This is a genomic window from Streptomyces sp. CB02056 (assembly GCF_001905545.1).
In the GTDB taxonomy this organism is placed as follows: Bacteria; Actinomycetota; Actinomycetes; order Streptomycetales; family Streptomycetaceae; genus Kitasatospora.
The window spans coordinates 146,838-162,514 of record NZ_LIPD01000012.1; the positions used below are offsets into that span (position 1 = coordinate 146,838).

The following is a 15,677-nucleotide window of genomic DNA, read 5'->3' on the forward strand; positions in this document are numbered from 1 at the left end:
CGCGGACTCAGGCGGTCAGGAAGGCCGCCAGCTTCGCCACGCCGTCGATGATCTGCGCCTGCGTCAGCGAGCTGACGGACAGCCGCAGCCGGTGCTCGCCGCCGCCCGCCGGGTAGAACGGCGCCATCGGCGTCCAGAGCACCCCGTGGTCGCGCGCGCAGCGCTCCATGGCCGCCTCGTCGGCGACGAACGGCACCGTCAGCACGGCGAAGAAGCCGCCGTCCGGCCGGGTCCAGGAGATGCCCAGCCGGCGCCGCACGGAGGCCGGGAAGTGCCGGTCCAGCTCCCGCAGCAGGGTGTCCATGCCCGCCGCGTAGTGGGCCGTGGCAGGGGTGTTGGCGGCCCGCAGGCGGCAGTCGTGGGTCAGCAGCATGCCGCCGATGACGGCCTGGCTGAGCGCGGGCGTGTTGACCGTCGTCATGCTCTTCAGCTTGGCCAGCTCGTCCGCGAGCAGGCTGCGCCGCCCGTCGGGGCCGGCCACCTCCTGGTCGGCGACCACGTAGCCGAGGCGGGCCCCGGGGAAGCAGGTCTTGGCGAACGAGCCCAGGTAGACGACCTGGCGGCGGCGGTCCAGCGCCTTGAGGGTGGGCCGCTGCCCCGGGGTGCGGGAGAAGAAGCCGTACGGGTTGTCCTCGACGACGAGCACGCCCTCCTCGGCCGCGGCCTCCAGCAGCCCGGTGCGGGCCGCGACCGGCATGCTGGTGCCGGAGGGGTTGGCGAAGTCCGGGACGACGTAGAGGGCGCGCGGACGGCGCCCCTCGGCCCGCACCGCGCGGGCGGCGGCGCGGACCGCAGCCGGGTCGGGGCCGCCGTCCGGGCCCTCGGGGACGGGGCGGACGGTCAGGTCGAGCAGCCGGGCGGCGCCGGTGACGCCGACGTAGCAGGGCGAGCTCACCAGCAGGACGTCGTCCGGGCCGGCGCACAGGGCGCGCAGCGTCAGCAGCATGCCCTCCTGGGCGCCGACGGTGACCACCACGGCCCCCGGGTCGACGGTCAGGCCCTCGTCGTTGGCCAGCGCGCGGGCGACCAGCTCGTTGATGAGGCCCTTGGTCGGGCCGTACTGGAACAGCGCGGTGCGCACCGCGTCCCGGCCGAGGCCGCGGTCGGCCAGGTGGGCGAGGTAGGTCTCCAGGTAGGCCGGGACGTCCTCGGGCTCGAAGAAGCCCTCGTAGGGGCGGCCGGGGGCGAAGGAGACGGCGTCCGGGTAGCGGGTGGTGACCTCGTTGAGGAAGGTCATCGCGTCCAGCAGCGGATCGGCCAGGGAGGCGTGCAGGTCGTCCAGTCGGAGGTGCGCCGCGGCGCCTCCCGGAGCGGGCGGAGCCGTCACCGCAGCGCCTCCCGGAGACAGCCGGCCGCGAAGGCCTGGGCCTCGGCGGCGTCGTCCAGGGTGCCGGTCATGGCGAAGAAGCCGTGCGGCATGCCCGGGTAGCGGCGCAGCTCGACCGGGACCCCTGCCGCGCGCAGCGCCTCGGCGTACTGCTCGCCCTCGTCCCGCAGCGGGTCGTACTCGGCGGTCAGCACGGTCGCGGGCGGCAGGCCGGCCAGGGTGGCGGCGCGCAGCGGGGAGGCGTACGGGCTGGCGCCGTCGCCCCGATCGGCCAGGTAGTGCCCCCAGTACCAGTCCACCGAGCGGCGGTTGAACAGTGCCGGGTCGTCGTGGTCGCGCAGCGACGGGGTGTCGGCGCCGTGGTCGGTGTTGGGGTAGACCAGCAGCTGGTGGCGCAGGGCGGGGCCGCCCTCGGCGCGCAGCAGGAGGGTGAGCGCGGCGGCGAGGTTGCCGCCGGCGCTGTCGCCGGCGACCGCGATCCGGTCCGGGTCGACGCCGAACTCCTCGGCCCGTTCGACGAGTTGCAGCAGTGCGGCGCGGCTGTCGTGGAGCGCCGCGGGGAAGGGGTGCTCGGGGGCGAGCCGGTAGCCGACGGAGGCGGTGACGCAGCCGACGGCGTTGGTGAGCCGGCGGCAGATCGCGTCGCTGGTGTCGGGCGAGCCGAGCGTCCAGCCGCCGCCGAACAGGTAGAGCAGGGCGGGCAGTCGGCGGCCGGGCGGCTCGGGGCGGTAGAGCCTCAGGGCGAGTTCGCCGCCGGGGCCGGGGACGCGGTGCTCCTCGACGGCGGCGACCGGCTCGGGCGTGCCGGCCGCCGCGCGGATGTCCGCGAGGTCGGCGGCACGGGCCTCGGCGAGGGTGAGGGTGTAGAGCGGCGGGGTCCCGCTGCTCGCGCGCCGGGCGCGCAGCGCCTCGGCCTGGGGGTGCAGGGGCATGGGCGGATCCGTTCGGTGCGCGGGGCTCGGCGGCGGGTTCAGCAGTCTGCCTCGACGTACACGGTCTCGTCGGTGCGGAAGGCCGTGTCGAGGTCGGCGACGTCCGGACGGGCGCCCTGCCGGTAGGCGCATGGACGGATGCCGTCGGGGTCGAAGCCGGCCCGGGTGAGGACGTGCCGCAGCTCGTCCAGGTCGTAGATCCACTGGTGCCCGAAGTACCGGAAGATCTGGTTCACCAGGAAGGCGGGGCGCTCGGGCATCGGCGGGCCGAAGCCGAGGGTGGTCAGCCGGCGCCGGTGCTTGCCGAGGAAGCCGTCGCCGGTGGCGTAGCCGACCAGGTAGCGGGCGAGGTCGGGGGTGGTCAGGCGCAGGACGCCGCCGGGGCGCAGCACCCGGCGGGCCTCGCGCAGCCAGCCGACGGCGACCGGCATGGTGACGTGCTCGATCAGGTGCTCGGCGTACACCCAGTCGACGCTGGCGTCGGCGAAGGGCAGCGGTTCGGCGATGTCGAGCTGCGTGAACCAGCGGTCGCCGTCGACCCGGTAGAGGGTGCCGGGCGCGGTGGCGGCGTCGGGGCTGCGCAGGGTGGCGAGGTCGGTGCCGAGGCCCTCCGGGTGGGCGGTCCGGAAGGCGGCGAACTCGATTCCGGTGATGCCGAGTTCGCGCAGGCCCTGGTGGTCGCGCGGCAGCCCGCCGGGGTGCGCTTCGAGCGTGTCGCAGGTGGCGACCTGCTCGCTGAAGGCGTCCAGCCGGGGAGCCAGCCCGTCCGGGTCGTCCCAGTCCCAGCCCGGGAATCGTTCGTTCTGCTCGGTCATGTGTCGGACCTCCATGGGGGAGAACGCGGTTCGGGTACGGCGCGGTTCAACGGCGGTACGGTTCAACTGCCGCGTGGTTCAACGACTGCACGGTTCAACAGCCGCGCGGTTCAACAGCCGTGCGGGGCTCGGGCCCGGCCGGCCGCGCGGGGGTACGGGTTCAACGGCCGCGCGGGGGGCCAGGGTTCAGCCGGCCGGGCAGGGCCAGGGCGCGAGGACCGTACGGTCCAGGTCGGCGAGCCGGGGGCGGCCCAACAGGGCCATGGTGTGCTCCAGTTCCTCGCGCAGCAGGTCGAGCACCCGGTGCACCCCGGCCTCGCCGTCGGTGGCCAGGCCCCAGAGCGCGGGGCGGCCGACCAGCACGGCGCGGGCGCCGAGGGCGAGGGCGATCGCGAGGTCGGTGCCGCTGCGCACGCCGCCGTCGAAGAGCACCGGCAGTTCGGCGGGAACGGCGTCGACCACCTCGGGGAGGGCGGCCAGGGCCGGCATCGCACCGTCGAGTTGGCGGCCGCCGTGGTTGGAGACCAGGACGGCGTCGACGCCGTGCTCGACGGCCAGCCGGGCGTCCTCGGCGGTGAGGATCCCCTTGAGGACCAGCGGCAGCCGGGTGCGTTCGCGCAGCCAGGCCAGGTCGGTCCAGCTCAGCGCGGGGTCGAACTGTTCGCGGGCGTGCTCGGCGATGCCCGAACGTCCGGCGGTGGCGCGGTGGCTGGCGGCCGTCAGGGCCTGGTCCAGGTTGACCGCGCGGACGGCCGACGGGACGGCGAAGCCGTTGCGCAGGTCGCGCAGCCGGCGGCCGATCCTGGGGGCGTCCACGGTCAGCACGAGCGCTCCGTAGCCGGCCGCCTCGGCGCGTTCCACCAGGGCGGCGAGGACGGCGCGTTCACGCAGCCAGTACAGCTGGAGCCAGAGCGGGCCGGTGGCGGCCGCGGCGATCTCCTCCAGCGTCCGGCTGGCGAACATCCCGGCGACCAGCAGGGCGCCGGCCCGGCCGGCTGCGCGCGCGGTGGCGGTCTCCCCCTCCGGGTCGACCAGCCGGTGGTAGGCCATCGGGGCGATGCCGAGCGGGAGGCGCAGCGGTGCGCCGAGCAGGGTCAGCGCGGGGTCGCAGGCGGAGACGTCGACCAGGGTGCGCGGGCGCAGCGCATGGCGTCCGAACATCTCCCGATTGGCCGTCAGGGTGCGTTCGGCGCCACTTCCGCCTTCGATGAAATCCCAGATTTCCGGTGGGAGTTGGGCGTGCGCCGCACGCTCGATCCCGGCCAGCGTGAGAAGTCCCACGGGCATTCCTCGTTCCAGGACGGCCACACACGGGCCGGTCCTGCTTCGGCAGCGTAGGAGCAACGACCACATTGGTATAGACCTTGATTTGACCAAACGTCTGTGCCAAGGTCTGGCCACGGAATTGGCCGTTCGGATTTGTTAACGGCGTTCATGTCAAAATCCCCTCACTTGTGTGGAGCCGCGTTGACCGGCTTTCTCCCCTCCGTACTTCCGCCTGCCCTCCTGCCGCACTCCGACGCCCCGGACTCCTGGGTCGACCGGCTGCTGCTGGCCGGACCCGGCGGCGAGGAGTGCCTGCGCCTCGGCGCACCGCTCGACCGGGACGCCCTGCGCGCCCTGGTCGAGGAGCAGTCCGAACGGCTGTCGGCCGCCGGGCTCGGACCCGGCGGGACGGCGGCGCTGCGGCTGCCGCCCTCGGTGGCGTTCGTCGCGGTGCTGCTGGCGTGCTGGCGCCTCGGCGCCCAAGTCGCCCTGCTCGACCACCGGTTGACCGACCACGAGATCGACGCGGCGGTGGCCCGGCTGGCCCCGCAGGTGCTGGTAGGCTCCGCCCATCGGTCGGCGGCGGCCCTGCGCGGCTTCTCCGAAGTCGAGCCGGTGGCCGTCCCGCTGGCGGACGGGCGCCCGGCCCGCACCGGACACGCGTTGATCCAGCTCAGCTCCGGATCCACCGGTCCGGCCAAGGTCATCGCCCGCACCGCGACCGATCTGCTGCGCGAACTCGATTGCTACCGAAGGCTGGTGGAGTTCCCCGGCGAGGGCGAGCGGGTCGTCCTGCTCTCCTCGGTGGTGCATGTGCTCGGCCTGGTCGGCGGGCTGCTCAACAGCCTGCACGCCCGGGTCGCGCTCACCGTGCCGGAGCGGATGACGGCGGCGGGCATCCTCGCCGAGGTCGCCGCGAGCGACCGGCCGACCACCGTGATCGGGGTGCCCTTCCACGCCGAACTGCTGGCGGGGGCGGTCGCTCCCCCGCCACTGCCCCGGCTGCGGCGGATGGTCGTGGCGGGCGAACTCGTCCGCCCGGGACTGCCCGCGCTGTTCACCGAACGGTACGGCGTCCCGCTCGGCACCATGTACGGCATGACCGAGACCGGGGTGATCGCCACCGACCTCTCCGGTACGCTCCACCCTGCCAAGCGGCCCGTGCACGGCATGCGACTGCGCCTGGTGAAGGGCGAGTTGCAGATCGGCACGGATTCCTCCCCGTACCCCGGACTGGACGATCCGACCCGCTGGTCCGACGGCTGGCTGCACACCCGGGACGCGGCCGAGCTGGCCGCCGACGGCCCGGTCACCGTGCTCGGCCGGCTGGACTCCCAGGTCTCGATCGGCGGCCTGAAGGTCGACCTCACCGAGGTCGAGCAGACGCTGACCGCGCTGCCCGACGTCCGCGAGGCCGTGGTGGTCTTCGACGGCGGCGCGATCGAGGCCTACCTGGCCACCGAACCCGGGACCGACCTCTCCTCCGTCCAGGACGGGCTGGCCCGCCGCCTGGCCGCCTACAAGCGGCCGCGCCGGCTCGCCCGACTGGACCGCCTCCCCCGCACCGCCACCGGAAAGCTGCTGCGCGACCCGGCCGCCCTGCGCGCGACCGCGACCGCCGGCTGACCGCGCCCACCGGCGCGCGGGCCGCACCCGGCCGCGCCCCGACCCCTTCGCGCCCCGACCCCTTCGCACCACCACCCCGACAAGGAGCCCACCATGCAGGACCGCATCCGCGCCTTCGTCCTGGCGGCACTCGCCGAGATGCAGTACGACGTCTCCGAGGTCACCGGGGACACCGACCTCGGCCCGGCCGGGCTGGACCTCGAATCGCTCGCCCTGGCCGACCTGTCGGTGCAGGTCGAGGACGAGTTCGGGATCAAGTTCGACCTGGACGAGATGGAGACCACCGCGCTGATGACGCTGGACGAGTTCACCGGCGACGTCGCCCGCCGGGTCGACGCCCTCGCCGCCACCTCCGGCAGCGCCGCGTGACCGGCTCCCCGCTCCCCGACGCCCTGCCGGACCGGGCCGAGGTCCTGACCATGCTGGCGGCGTTCGGGCAGCGCGCCGTCGACACCGTGCCCGAAGACCTCGGGTCGCTCGAACTCACCTGGCTCGTCGCCGAGTTCGAGCAGCGGTACGGACTCCAGCTGGACCTGGACGACGACCGCTTCGGCGCGGTGCGCACCGTCGACGACGCCACCGGGCTGCTGCGCGAGGCCGTCCTCGCCGACCGCGCGGGCGCCCGGCCGTGATCCCCGGGGGCACGGGCTCCGGCCCACCAGGCCGGGCGGCCGACCGCCCGGTGGTCACCGGTGTCGGGGTGCTCAGCGCCGCCGGGCGCGGGCTCGCCGCGCTCACCGAGGCCGCCACCCACGGCAAGGCCCTGTCCGGCCCGGTCACCCGCTTCGACGTGAGCGCCCGCCGCACCACCCGGGCCGCGCTGTTCCCCGACACCGTGCCCCTGGCCTGCACCTTCCCCCTGGCCAGGGCCGTGCTCGACGCGATCGGCCAGGCCTGCGGGCAGGCCGGGCTGACCGCCGACGAGGGCGCCGGCCTGCCCGTCCTGCTCGCCCTGCACAGCGACGAGCGCACCCGGGCGACCGCCGACGCGGTGGCCGCCGGGGTCCGTTCCGGCTGGGGCGCGCCGGGTGTCACCCGGGTGTACAACGGCGCCTGCGTGGCCGCCTCGACCGCCGTCGCCGACGCGGCGGCCCTGGTCGCCGCCGGGCGGCACGAGCGGGTCCTGGTCGCGGCCGGGCACCTGGTCGGACCGGGCGTCTTCGCGGTCTTCGACGCCGGACGGGCGCTGGCCCGGGACGGCGAGGCCCGCCCGTTCAGCGCCGGCCGCACCGGCACCCTGCTCGCCGACGCGGCCGTCGCCGTCCTGGTCGAGTCCGCCCCGGCCGCCGAGCGGCGCGGCGCGCCCGCGCTCGCCCGGCTGGCCGGCTGGGGCCGGGCCGGGGACGCCCACCACGTCTGCCGCCCGGAACCGGAGGGCGACGGGACGGCCCGGGCGATCGGGGCCGCGCTCACCCGCGCGGGCGTCGATCCGGCCGAGGTCGGCTACGTCAACGCCAACGGCACCGGCTCGACCCTCGCCGACCGGGCCGAGGCCCGCGCCCTGCGGCGGGTGTTCGGCCCGCACACCGACCGTCTGCCGGTCAGCTCCAGCAAGTCCGTGCACGGGCACGCCCTGGAGGCCTCCGCACTGCTCGAACTCGCCGTCACCATCGGCGCGTTGGGCACCGGCCTGCTCCCGGTCAACGCCGGCTGGCTCGGCCCCGACCCGGACCTCGCGCTGGACCTCGTCCTGGACGGCCCGCACGCCGCCGGGCCGCCGTACGCCCTCAGCCTCAACTCCGCCTTCGGCGGCGCCAACACCGCCCTCCTGCTGGCCCCGGGATGACCGCCACCGCCATGACCACCGCCGAGAACACCCCTGCCGACCACACCCACGGACTGCGGATCCTCGCCGAGGCCCGCCGCCCCGCACCCGGCCTGGACGGGCCGCCGCCACCGCTGCCCGGCTTCGCCGCCTCCGCCTTCAACCCGCTGGTCGCCGACACCGCCGAACGCTGCCTGCGCGCCCACCACGGCGAACCGCCCGCCCCCGGACGGACCGCCCTGCTGCTCGCCAGCGCGAGCGGCGACCTCGACACCGCGCGGGCCATCGAGCGCAGCGCCGAACCCGGACAGCGGACCGGCCCGCTGCTGTTCTTCCAGTCCAACCCCAACGCCGTCCTCGGGCATGTCTCCGCGCGCTGGGGCCTGACCGGCCCGATCGTGGCGATCTGCCCGGCCGAGGCCGAACCCGGCGTGGTCCCGGCCGAGGCGTTCGAACTCGCCGCGCTGCTGCTCGAGGACGGCGACGCCGACCGGGTGCTGGCCGTGGCCGTCGAGCAGACGCCCGACGGGGACCGGGCCGCGGCGGTCCTGCTCGCCCTTCCGGCAGCGGGGAACCGGCCGGACTGACCCCTCCGAACCGTCCGACCGGACCGAACCGCCGCCCGGACTGAACCCCGCGACCGCCCCCGGCCGTAGGAACCATCGAGGCCCGGCGCCTGACGCAGCCGCACCCGGCACACCAGCGCCCCCGCCCGTCCCCGCCTCGCTCCCGGCACCCGCCGCCCGAGCGACCGACCGCACGCAGCCCGCCATTCGTCGCACGCCGCCCGAGCAGCCGACCGCACCCGCCGCACCCGTGCGGCCGACCGACCCTGCCACCCGATCAGCCGCCCGGGCCGTCCACCGGCCCCGAGGGAGGGATCCACCCCCGTGACCATCCGCAGCCTCCGCACCCAGCTCGCGGACGACCCCGACGTGGGCGCCGGCAACGTCCTCACCGCCCGGATCGCGCTCGGGCTCGACCTGGACGTACCGCTGCTCAGCTTCGACACCCCGGTGGACGACCACCCCGCCTGGCAGCCGTTCACCCTGCGCGAGCTGGACCGCGCCGTCCGGGCGCGCGCCGCCGCGCTGCACGGCCTGGGCATCACCCGGCGCGACCCGGTGGTGGTGTACGCGAGCGACGCCGCCGACCACGTGCTCGCCTTCCTCGCCCTGGCCCGGCTCGGCGCCGTCCCCGCGCTGCTCAACCCCAACCTGGACGGCGAACGGGCCGCCCGCTACATCGCCCGCCTCGGCGCGGCCGGCGTCCTCGCCGACCCCGCCCACCTGGCCGCACTGGCCGGCCACGACCCGGGCGCGCCGCTGCTGCCCGAGATCGCCACCCTCGGCGCCGGCGACCCGGAGGCCGCCCCGGAGCCGTACCGGCACTGGTCCGGCGACCCGGTGGCGATCACCCACTCCTCCGGCACCACCGGCATGCCCAAGGCCGTCGTCCACTCCCACGCGAGCCTGTACGCCGCGATCCGCCACCGGCTGCGGCTGCCCCGCCCGCAGGGCCAGGACCGGATGCTCAGCGCGCTGCCCGCCCCGCACGCCGCCACCCTGATCGCGCTCAACCTCGCGCTCAGCTCGCACACCGAACTCGCCGTGCTCTCCCGGCAGTCCGGCGACGGCGTGCTGGAGGCCGTCGAGCGGTGGCGGCCCACCGGGGTGATCGGCTTCGCCGCCACCTGGGCCGACCTCGCCCGGCACGACCTCGCCGCCCGCGACCTGACCTCCGTAGCGCTCTGGTGGAACACCGGCGACTGCGCCCACGAGGTGCACATCCGCCGCCTGATCGCCACCGGCAGCCGGGAGACCGTCACCCGGGCCGGCCGCACCCGGCTGCCCGGCTCGCTGTTCGTGGACGGCCTCGGCTCCACCGAGATGGGGCACTCGCACTTCTTCATCACCCACGGCCCCGGCACCGAGCGCTACGGCCGCTGCGTCGGCCGCCCGCACGCCTTCGTCGACTGCGAGGTGGTCGGCCCGGACGGCGAGCCGCTCGGGCCCGGCGAGGTCGGTGAACTCGCCACCGCCTCACCGACCCTGGCGCTCGGCTACTGGAACGACTCGGCCACCACCTTCCGCACCCGGCTGCGCGGCCGCTTCCTCACCGGGGACCTGATGTACCGGGACGAGGAGGGCTACTACTACCACGTGGACCGGGCCGTCGACTCGGTCGAACTCGGCGGCGGCAAGCGGCTGTTCACCGCGATGTCGGAGGAGCGGGTGCTGGCCGCCTGCCCGGACGTGCTGGACTGCACGGTGGTCGCGGTCCGGGACGGCGAGCGCGTCGTCACCGACGTGCTGCTGCTCCTCGCCGCGGACGCCGACCCGGCCGCGGACCGCACCGGGGCGGTCGTCGCCGCCCTGGACGAGGCCGCCGCCGCGACCGTCCGCAAGGTGTTGGTGGTCTCCCCCGACGACATCCCGCTCGGCCCGACCGGCAAGGTCCGCAAGGTCCTGCTGCGGGAGACCCACCTCGCGGCGGTGGGCGCATGAGCGAGCGGAGTGTGCGAGCAGGCGAGCGGGGTGGGCGCACGTCCCCGCGCCCCGGCGCCGTCGTCACCGGCATCGGCCTGGTCTCCCCGCTCGGCCGCGAGCCCGCCGAGGTGTTCGAGGCGCTCACCGCCGGCCGCACCGGCCTGCGCGCCGTCCCCGAGGGCCACGCCGCGCACGGCTGGCTGCCCGCCGCCGGGCTCGCCCCCGCCGTGGACGGCCGGGAGGTGCTGCCGCCGACCGAGACCCGCTGCGTGGACCGCTTCGTGCTGCTCGCCCTGGCCGCCGCCGACGACGCGCTCGCCGACGCCGGACTGGTCGTCGGCCGGGACGCCGACCCGCACCGCACCGCCGTGGTGCTGGCCACCGGCGGCGGCGGACTGGAGACCTTCGAGCAGCAGTCGCACCGCCGGCTGGAGCGCGGCCGCCCCGGCGTCAGCCCGTACCTGCTGCCCGGCATGCTCTCCAACATGGCCGCCGCCCGGATCGCCATCAAGCACGGCATCCGGGGCTACAGCTCCGCCGTGGTGACGGCCTGCGCGGCCGGCGCCCAGGCGATCGCCGAGGGGCTGCGGCTGATCCGGGCCGGGGACGCCGACGTGGTGGTGTGCGGCGGCACCGAGTCCTCGCTGCACCCGACCATCGCCGCCGCCTTCACCAACGCCCGCGCCCTGGCGCAGGGTTGGGACGACCCCGAGCAGGCCAGCCGGCCCTTCGACGCCCGCCGCAACGGCTTCGTGCTCGGCGAGGGCAGCGCCGTCCTGGTCCTGGAGCGGGCCGAGCACGCCGAGGCGCGCGGCGCCGCCGGCTACGCGGACGTCCTCGGCTGGGGCGCCTCCACCGACGCCCACCACCCGACCATGCCCCGCCCGGACGGCACCGGCGCCGCCGACGCGATGCGCGCCGCGCTCGCCAACGCGGGCCTGGCCCCGGGTGACATCGACTACGTGAACGCCCACGGCACCGGTACCAAGCTCGGCGACGTGGCCGAGACCGCCGCGCTGCGCGCCGTCTTCGGCGCCGAGCCGCCCGCGGTCAGCTCCACCAAGGGCGCCACCGGCCATCTGCTGGGCGCCGCGGGCGCGTTGGAGGCGGCGGTGACCGCCCTGGCGGTGGCCCGGGGGACGCTGCCGCCCACCCTCAACCTGACCGACCCCGACCCGGCCTGCGACCTGGACCACGTCCGTGGCGCCGCCCGGACCGTCCCGGTGCGCACCGCGCTGAGCAACGCCTTCGCCTTCGGCGGCCACAACCTCAGCCTGATCCTCGGCCCGGCCTCCACCCGGACCGCCCGCTAGCGGTACCGCCGACAGCCGCCGCCCGACCGCGGTCGCCCGCCGCGCACCGCCGCGCGGCGCCGCGCGGCGCCGGCGCGCCCCGATCATCGATCCACCATCCCTCCCGGGGGGAGATCCCGTTGTCCATCCAGACCATCACCCACGTCGAGTTCCACTGCGCGGACGCCGACAAGACCGCGGCCGGACTCAGCGCCGACCTCGGCTTCACCGCCGACGCCCCGGCCACTGCCCCGGACGGCTCCCGCACCATCGGGCTGCGCCAGGGCACCATCCGGCTGCGGCTGACCTCCGCCGCCGACCCGGAGCACCCGGTGGCCGAGTACGTCACCCGGCACGGGGACGGCGTCGCCGTCCTCGCCCTCGGCTGCGCCGACCCGGCGGCCGCACTGGAGCGGGCCGAGCGGCACGGCGCCCGGGTACTCGACCGGGCCGGCGTCCTGATCGAGGGCTTCGGCGACACCGCCCTGCGCCTGGTCCCGCTGCCGGACGCCGAGGCCACCCCGGAGCCCCGCCTGCTGGACGGCCTCGACCACGTCGCGATCTGCCTGCCGGCCGGCACGCTCGCGGAGGCCGTACGGTTCTGCGAGGACGCGCTGGACTTCCGCACGATCTTCGAGGAGTACATCGAGGTCGGCGAGCAGGCGATGGACTCCAAGGTGGTGCAGAGCGCCTCCGGCGGCGTCACCTTCACCCTGATCGAGCCCGACACCACCCGCCGCCCCGGCCAGATCGACGAGTTCCTCGCCGCCCACGGCGGGGCCGGCGTCCAACACCTCGCCTTCAGCACCCGCGACATCGCCGGCGCCGTCCGGACCGCCCGGGAGCGCGGCGTGGAGTTCCTGACCACGCCGGACGCCTACTTCGACGCCCTGGCCGACCGCTTCGGCGAGACGGCCATCCCGGTGGCGACCCTGCGCGACCTGCACGTCCTGGTCGACCAGGACCACGGCGGCCAGCTGTTCCAGATCTTCGCCCGCTCGACCCACCCCCGGCGCACCTATTTCCTCGAACTGATCGAACGGCAGGGAGCGGGCACCTTCGGCACCGCGAACATCAAGGCCCTCTACGAGGCCGTCGAACGGCACGGCCCCGCCGCCGAGGACCGGCCCGCCCCCGCACAGCCGAAGCAGGCCCGCGCGCTGGCCGCCGCCCCCGGGTTCCGGCTCACCGAGGCCGAGCGCGCCCTGCTGCCCACCCCCGACGAGGTGGCGCACTACCGCGAGCACGGCTGGTACCTCTCCCGCAGGCTCTTCAGCGACGAGGAGCTGGACACCCTCCAGGCTGCCACCGAGGCGTACTACGCCGGCCACCGGGACCGCGAACTGCCCGTCCGGCCACCCCGGTTGGCCTCCTGGCGGCCCGAGGACGGGCCGGTCCAGCGGCACAACGACTACGTGCACTACGAGAGCGACGCGATCGGCGCGATCCTGCGCAAGCCGCTGGTCGGCGCGGTGGCCGCGCTGCTCGCCGGCACCGAGGAGATCCGGGTCTTCCAGTCGACGCTCATCTACAAGCCCCCGGTGCCCGAGGAGCCCAGCAACCGGGTGCCGTGGCACTTCGACAAGCACTACTGGCAGACCTGTAGCTCCGAGGAGATGCTCACCGCCTTCATCCCGTTCCACGACTGCCGCGAGGAGAACGGCACCATCACCATGGTCGACGGCAGCCACCGCTGGCGGGAGCTGCCGTCCGGCGAGGACTCCACCCGGCACTTCGCCGACCGCGACGGCTCCGAGCTGGAGTCCATCCTGGCCGCCAACGCCGCCCACAACGGGCAGCGGGTGCGCAAGGTCCCGATGCTGATCCCGCGCGGCCACCTGTCCTTCCACCACTGCCGCACGTACCACGGCAGCGGCCCCAACCTCGCCTCCTTCCCGCGCCGGGCGGTCTCGCTGCACCTCCAGGACGGCGCCAACGAGTACCGCCGGCACGACCGGCCGGACGGCGAGCCGGTGGTGTACAACCACGACGTGCTGGTGGGCCGTACGGACGACGGCCGGCCGGACTACGCCGACCCGCGGTTCTGCCCGACGGTCTGGCGGGGGCGGCCGTGACCGCTCCCGCGCACCCGGCCGGCGAGGGCGCCGCACTGCCCGACAGCCCCGCCCCGCTGGACACCCCCGCCGAGCGCTACCGGATGCTGCGGCTGATCCGCGGCTTCGAGGAGCTGGCGCTCGGCCTGGTGAAGTCCGGCGCGATCCCCGGCGGCATCCACCCGTACATCGGGCAGGAGGCCGTCGCGGTCGGCGTCTGCTCGGCGCTCGGCCCGGGCGACCGGCTCGCCAGCACCCACCGCGGCCACGGCCACGTGCTCGCCCGGGGCACCGCGCCGCACCGGCTGCTCGCCGAGCTCCTGGGGCGGGTCGGCGGTTCGAACGGCGGCCGGGGCGGCTCCATGCACGCCGCCGACTTCTCGCTGGGCATCCTCGGCGCCAACGGCATGGTCGGCGCCGGTGCCCCGATCGCGGTCGGCGCGGCCTGGGCGGCTGTCAACCCCGGACGGACGACGGCCGAAGGGCCGGGGACCGACGGCCCGGAGGTCGGCCGGACCCCGGTCGCGGTGGCCTTCTTCGGCGACGGCGCGCTCAACCAGGGCGTCCTGCTGGAGTCGCTCAACCTCGCCGCGATGTGGCGCCTGCCGGTGCTGTTCGTCTGCGAGGACAACGGCTACGCCACCACCCTGCCCGCCGCCACCGCCGTCGCGGGCAGCGCCACCGGCCGGGCCGCCGCCTTCGGCATCCCCGCCGAGGAGGTGGACGGCATGGACACCGAGGCCGTCCGCACCGCCGCGCTGCGCGCCGTCGAGCGGGCCCGCGGCGGCCGCGGCCCGGGCTTCCTGGCCTGCCGCACCTACCGATACGAGGGCCACCACACCATGGAGCGCCGGATGAAGCTGCGCTACCGCTCCCCCGAGGAGGTCGACGCCTGGCGCGAGCGCGACCCGCTCCCCCGGGCCGCCGCCCTGCTCGACCCGGCGACGGTCGCCGAGCTGGACCGCTCGGTGGCCGAACAGCTCGCCGCCGCCGAGGAGTTCGCGCTCGCCTCGGAGCACCCGGACCCGGCGGGCGCACTGGACCACCTGTACGCCGACGGGCTGCGGCCCCGGGCGGGGGCGACGCCGTGACCAGGCTCTCGTACACCAAGGCGCTCAACCGGGCGCTGGCCGACGAACTCGCCGCCGATCCGGCGGTCTGCGTCTTCGGCGAGGACATCGGCGCCGGTCTGGCCGGGCCGACCCTCGGCCTGCTGGACCGCTTCGGGCCGGGCCGGATCGTCGACACCCCGCTCTCCGAGCAGGCCTTCACCTCGATGGCCGTCGGCGCCGCGCTGGCCGGCCGGCGCCCGGTGCTGGAGTTCCAGATCCCGTCGCTGCTGTTCCTGGTCTTCGAGCAACTCGTCAACCAGGCCCACAAGTTCTCGCTGATGACCGGCGGCCAGGCCGCCGTCCCGCTGACCTGCCTGGTTCCCGGCTCGGGCTCCCGGGACGGCTGGGCCGGGCAGCACTCCGACCACCCGTACAGCCTGTTCGCGCACGCCGGGGTGAAGACCGTGGTGCCCGCCACACCGACCGACGCCTACGGGCTGCTGCGCTCGGCGATCCGCGACCCGGACCCGGTCGTGGTGTTCGCGCCCGCCGCCGCGATGCCGGTGCGCGAGACCGTCACCTGGGACCTCGTCCCCGTCCCGCTCGGCCGGGCCCGGATCCACCGGGCGGGCAGCGACGTCACCGTGGTCGCCCTCGGGCACCTGGTGCACGACGCCCTCGCGGTGGCCGAGGAACTGGCGCCGGAGGTCTCGGTGGAGGTCCTCGACCCGCGCACGGTGTACCCCTTCGACTGGCAGGCGCTCGCCGACTCGCTGGAACGCACCGGCCGCCTGGTCGTCCTGGACGACTCCAACCGCAGCTGCGGCTTCGGCGCCGAGGTGCTGGCCACCGCCGCCGAGGAGATGCGCCTGGTCGCCCCGCCCCGCCGGATCACCCGCCCGGACGGCGCCGTCCTGCCCTTCGCCCCCGCCCTCGACCGCGCCGTCCAGCCCGGCCGCGAGCAGCTGCGGCACGCGCTGGACCTCGTGCTGAAGCACCGCTGACCGCGCCCCGAAGCGGCGCAGCCCCCGCGTACCTCGCGCACCCCGAACACGTCGA

At 75.8% G+C, this 15,677-nt stretch carries 14 protein-coding genes; 10 read left to right on the forward strand and 4 right to left on the reverse strand.

Annotation, left to right across the window (positions count from 1 at the left end):
- Nucleotides 1-7: 7 nt before the first annotated feature.
- The 4 genes from AMK13_RS29900 to AMK13_RS29915 all read right to left on the reverse strand — a co-directional run bounded on the left by AMK13_RS29900 (nt 8) and on the right by AMK13_RS29915 (nt 4,427).
- Nucleotides 8-1,327 (reverse strand): aminotransferase-like domain-containing protein, encoded by a 1,320-nt coding sequence (locus AMK13_RS29900; RefSeq protein ID WP_074004871.1) that lies wholly within the window; start codon nt 1,325-1,327, stop codon nt 8-10.
- A complete protein-coding gene (locus tag AMK13_RS29905) occupies nt 1,324-2,259 on the reverse strand; it encodes an alpha/beta hydrolase (RefSeq protein ID WP_074004872.1) in 936 nt (311 codons plus the stop codon). The genes AMK13_RS29900 and AMK13_RS29905 overlap by 4 nt, the downstream gene beginning before the upstream one ends.
- Before the next feature lie 38 nt (nt 2,260-2,297).
- Nucleotides 2,298-3,074 carry a class I SAM-dependent methyltransferase gene (locus AMK13_RS29910; RefSeq protein WP_074004873.1) on the reverse strand — a complete coding sequence of 259 codons (777 nt, stop codon included), beginning with the start codon at nt 3,072-3,074 and terminating at the stop codon, nt 2,298-2,300.
- Nucleotides 3,075-3,260: 186 nt separating this feature from the next.
- Nucleotides 3,261-4,427 carry an alpha-hydroxy acid oxidase gene (locus tag AMK13_RS29915; RefSeq protein ID WP_380719855.1) on the reverse strand — a complete coding sequence of 389 codons (1,167 nt, stop codon included), beginning with the start codon at nt 4,425-4,427 and terminating at the stop codon, nt 3,261-3,263.
- A 114-nt stretch (nt 4,428-4,541) separates the two neighbouring features.
- On the opposite strand from AMK13_RS29915, the gene AMK13_RS29920 reads away from it, so the two are divergent.
- The 10 genes from AMK13_RS29920 (at nt 4,542) to AMK13_RS29970 (ending at nt 15,622) form a co-directional block, all read left to right on the forward strand.
- Nucleotides 4,542-5,966, forward strand: a complete 1,425-nt coding sequence (locus AMK13_RS29920) for a class I adenylate-forming enzyme family protein (RefSeq protein ID WP_241853087.1) — start codon at nt 4,542-4,544, stop codon at nt 5,964-5,966.
- Nucleotides 5,967-6,059: 93 nt separating this feature from the next.
- On the forward strand, nt 6,060-6,335 hold the full coding sequence (locus AMK13_RS29925) for an acyl carrier protein (protein WP_049653814.1): 276 nt from the start codon (nt 6,060-6,062) through the stop codon (nt 6,333-6,335).
- Complete coding sequence (locus AMK13_RS29930) at nt 6,332-6,598, forward strand: hypothetical protein (RefSeq protein ID WP_074004875.1); 267 nt, start codon at nt 6,332-6,334, stop codon at nt 6,596-6,598. The genes AMK13_RS29925 and AMK13_RS29930 overlap by 4 nt, the downstream gene beginning before the upstream one ends.
- Complete coding sequence (locus tag AMK13_RS29935) at nt 6,595-7,752, forward strand: beta-ketoacyl-[acyl-carrier-protein] synthase family protein (RefSeq protein ID WP_241853088.1); 1,158 nt, start codon at nt 6,595-6,597, stop codon at nt 7,750-7,752. The genes AMK13_RS29930 and AMK13_RS29935 overlap by 4 nt, the downstream gene beginning before the upstream one ends.
- Nucleotides 7,749-8,318, forward strand: coding sequence for a beta-ketoacyl synthase N-terminal-like domain-containing protein (locus AMK13_RS29940; protein WP_198959466.1), 570 nt, complete (start codon nt 7,749-7,751; stop codon nt 8,316-8,318). Before AMK13_RS29935 ends, AMK13_RS29940 begins: the two co-directional genes overlap by 4 nt.
- 303 nt (nt 8,319-8,621) lie before the next feature.
- Complete coding sequence (locus tag AMK13_RS29945; RefSeq protein WP_074004877.1) at nt 8,622-10,238, forward strand: class I adenylate-forming enzyme family protein; 1,617 nt, start codon at nt 8,622-8,624, stop codon at nt 10,236-10,238.
- Nucleotides 10,235-11,533 (forward strand): beta-ketoacyl-[acyl-carrier-protein] synthase family protein, encoded by a 1,299-nt coding sequence (locus tag AMK13_RS29950; RefSeq protein WP_074004878.1) that lies wholly within the window; start codon nt 10,235-10,237, stop codon nt 11,531-11,533. The genes AMK13_RS29945 and AMK13_RS29950 overlap by 4 nt, the downstream gene beginning before the upstream one ends.
- A 119-nt stretch (nt 11,534-11,652) precedes the next feature.
- Entirely contained in the window at nt 11,653-13,587 is a 1,935-nt protein-coding gene (gene hppD / locus AMK13_RS44260) for a 4-hydroxyphenylpyruvate dioxygenase (RefSeq protein ID WP_198959467.1), read from the forward strand.
- Nucleotides 13,584-14,657, forward strand: coding sequence for a thiamine pyrophosphate-dependent dehydrogenase E1 component subunit alpha (locus AMK13_RS29965; protein ID WP_241853089.1), 1,074 nt, complete (start codon nt 13,584-13,586; stop codon nt 14,655-14,657). Before hppD ends, AMK13_RS29965 begins: the two co-directional genes overlap by 4 nt.
- Nucleotides 14,654-15,622, forward strand: a complete 969-nt coding sequence (locus tag AMK13_RS29970) for an alpha-ketoacid dehydrogenase subunit beta (RefSeq protein ID WP_074004879.1) — start codon at nt 14,654-14,656, stop codon at nt 15,620-15,622. The genes AMK13_RS29965 and AMK13_RS29970 overlap by 4 nt, the downstream gene beginning before the upstream one ends.
- Nucleotides 15,623-15,677: the final 55 nt, after the last annotated feature.

Bases quoted from the DNA above. Each gene is read 5' to 3' on its own strand.
- AMK13_RS29905 (WP_074004872.1), bottom strand. From the start codon at position 2,259: ATGCCCCTGCACCCCCAGGCCGAGGCGCTGCGCGCCCGGCGCGCGAGC.
- AMK13_RS29910 (WP_074004873.1), bottom strand. From the start codon at position 3,074: ATGACCGAGCAGAACGAACGATTCCCGGGCTGGGACTGGGACGACCCG.
- AMK13_RS29915 (WP_380719855.1), bottom strand. From the start codon at position 4,427: ATGTGGTCGTTGCTCCTACGCTGCCGAAGCAGGACCGGCCCGTGTGTG.
- AMK13_RS29925 (WP_049653814.1), top strand. From the start codon at position 6,060: ATGCAGGACCGCATCCGCGCCTTCGTCCTGGCGGCACTCGCCGAGATG.
- AMK13_RS29940 (WP_198959466.1), top strand. From the start codon at position 7,749: ATGACCGCCACCGCCATGACCACCGCCGAGAACACCCCTGCCGACCAC.
- AMK13_RS29950 (WP_074004878.1), top strand. From the start codon at position 10,235: ATGAGCGAGCGGAGTGTGCGAGCAGGCGAGCGGGGTGGGCGCACGTCC.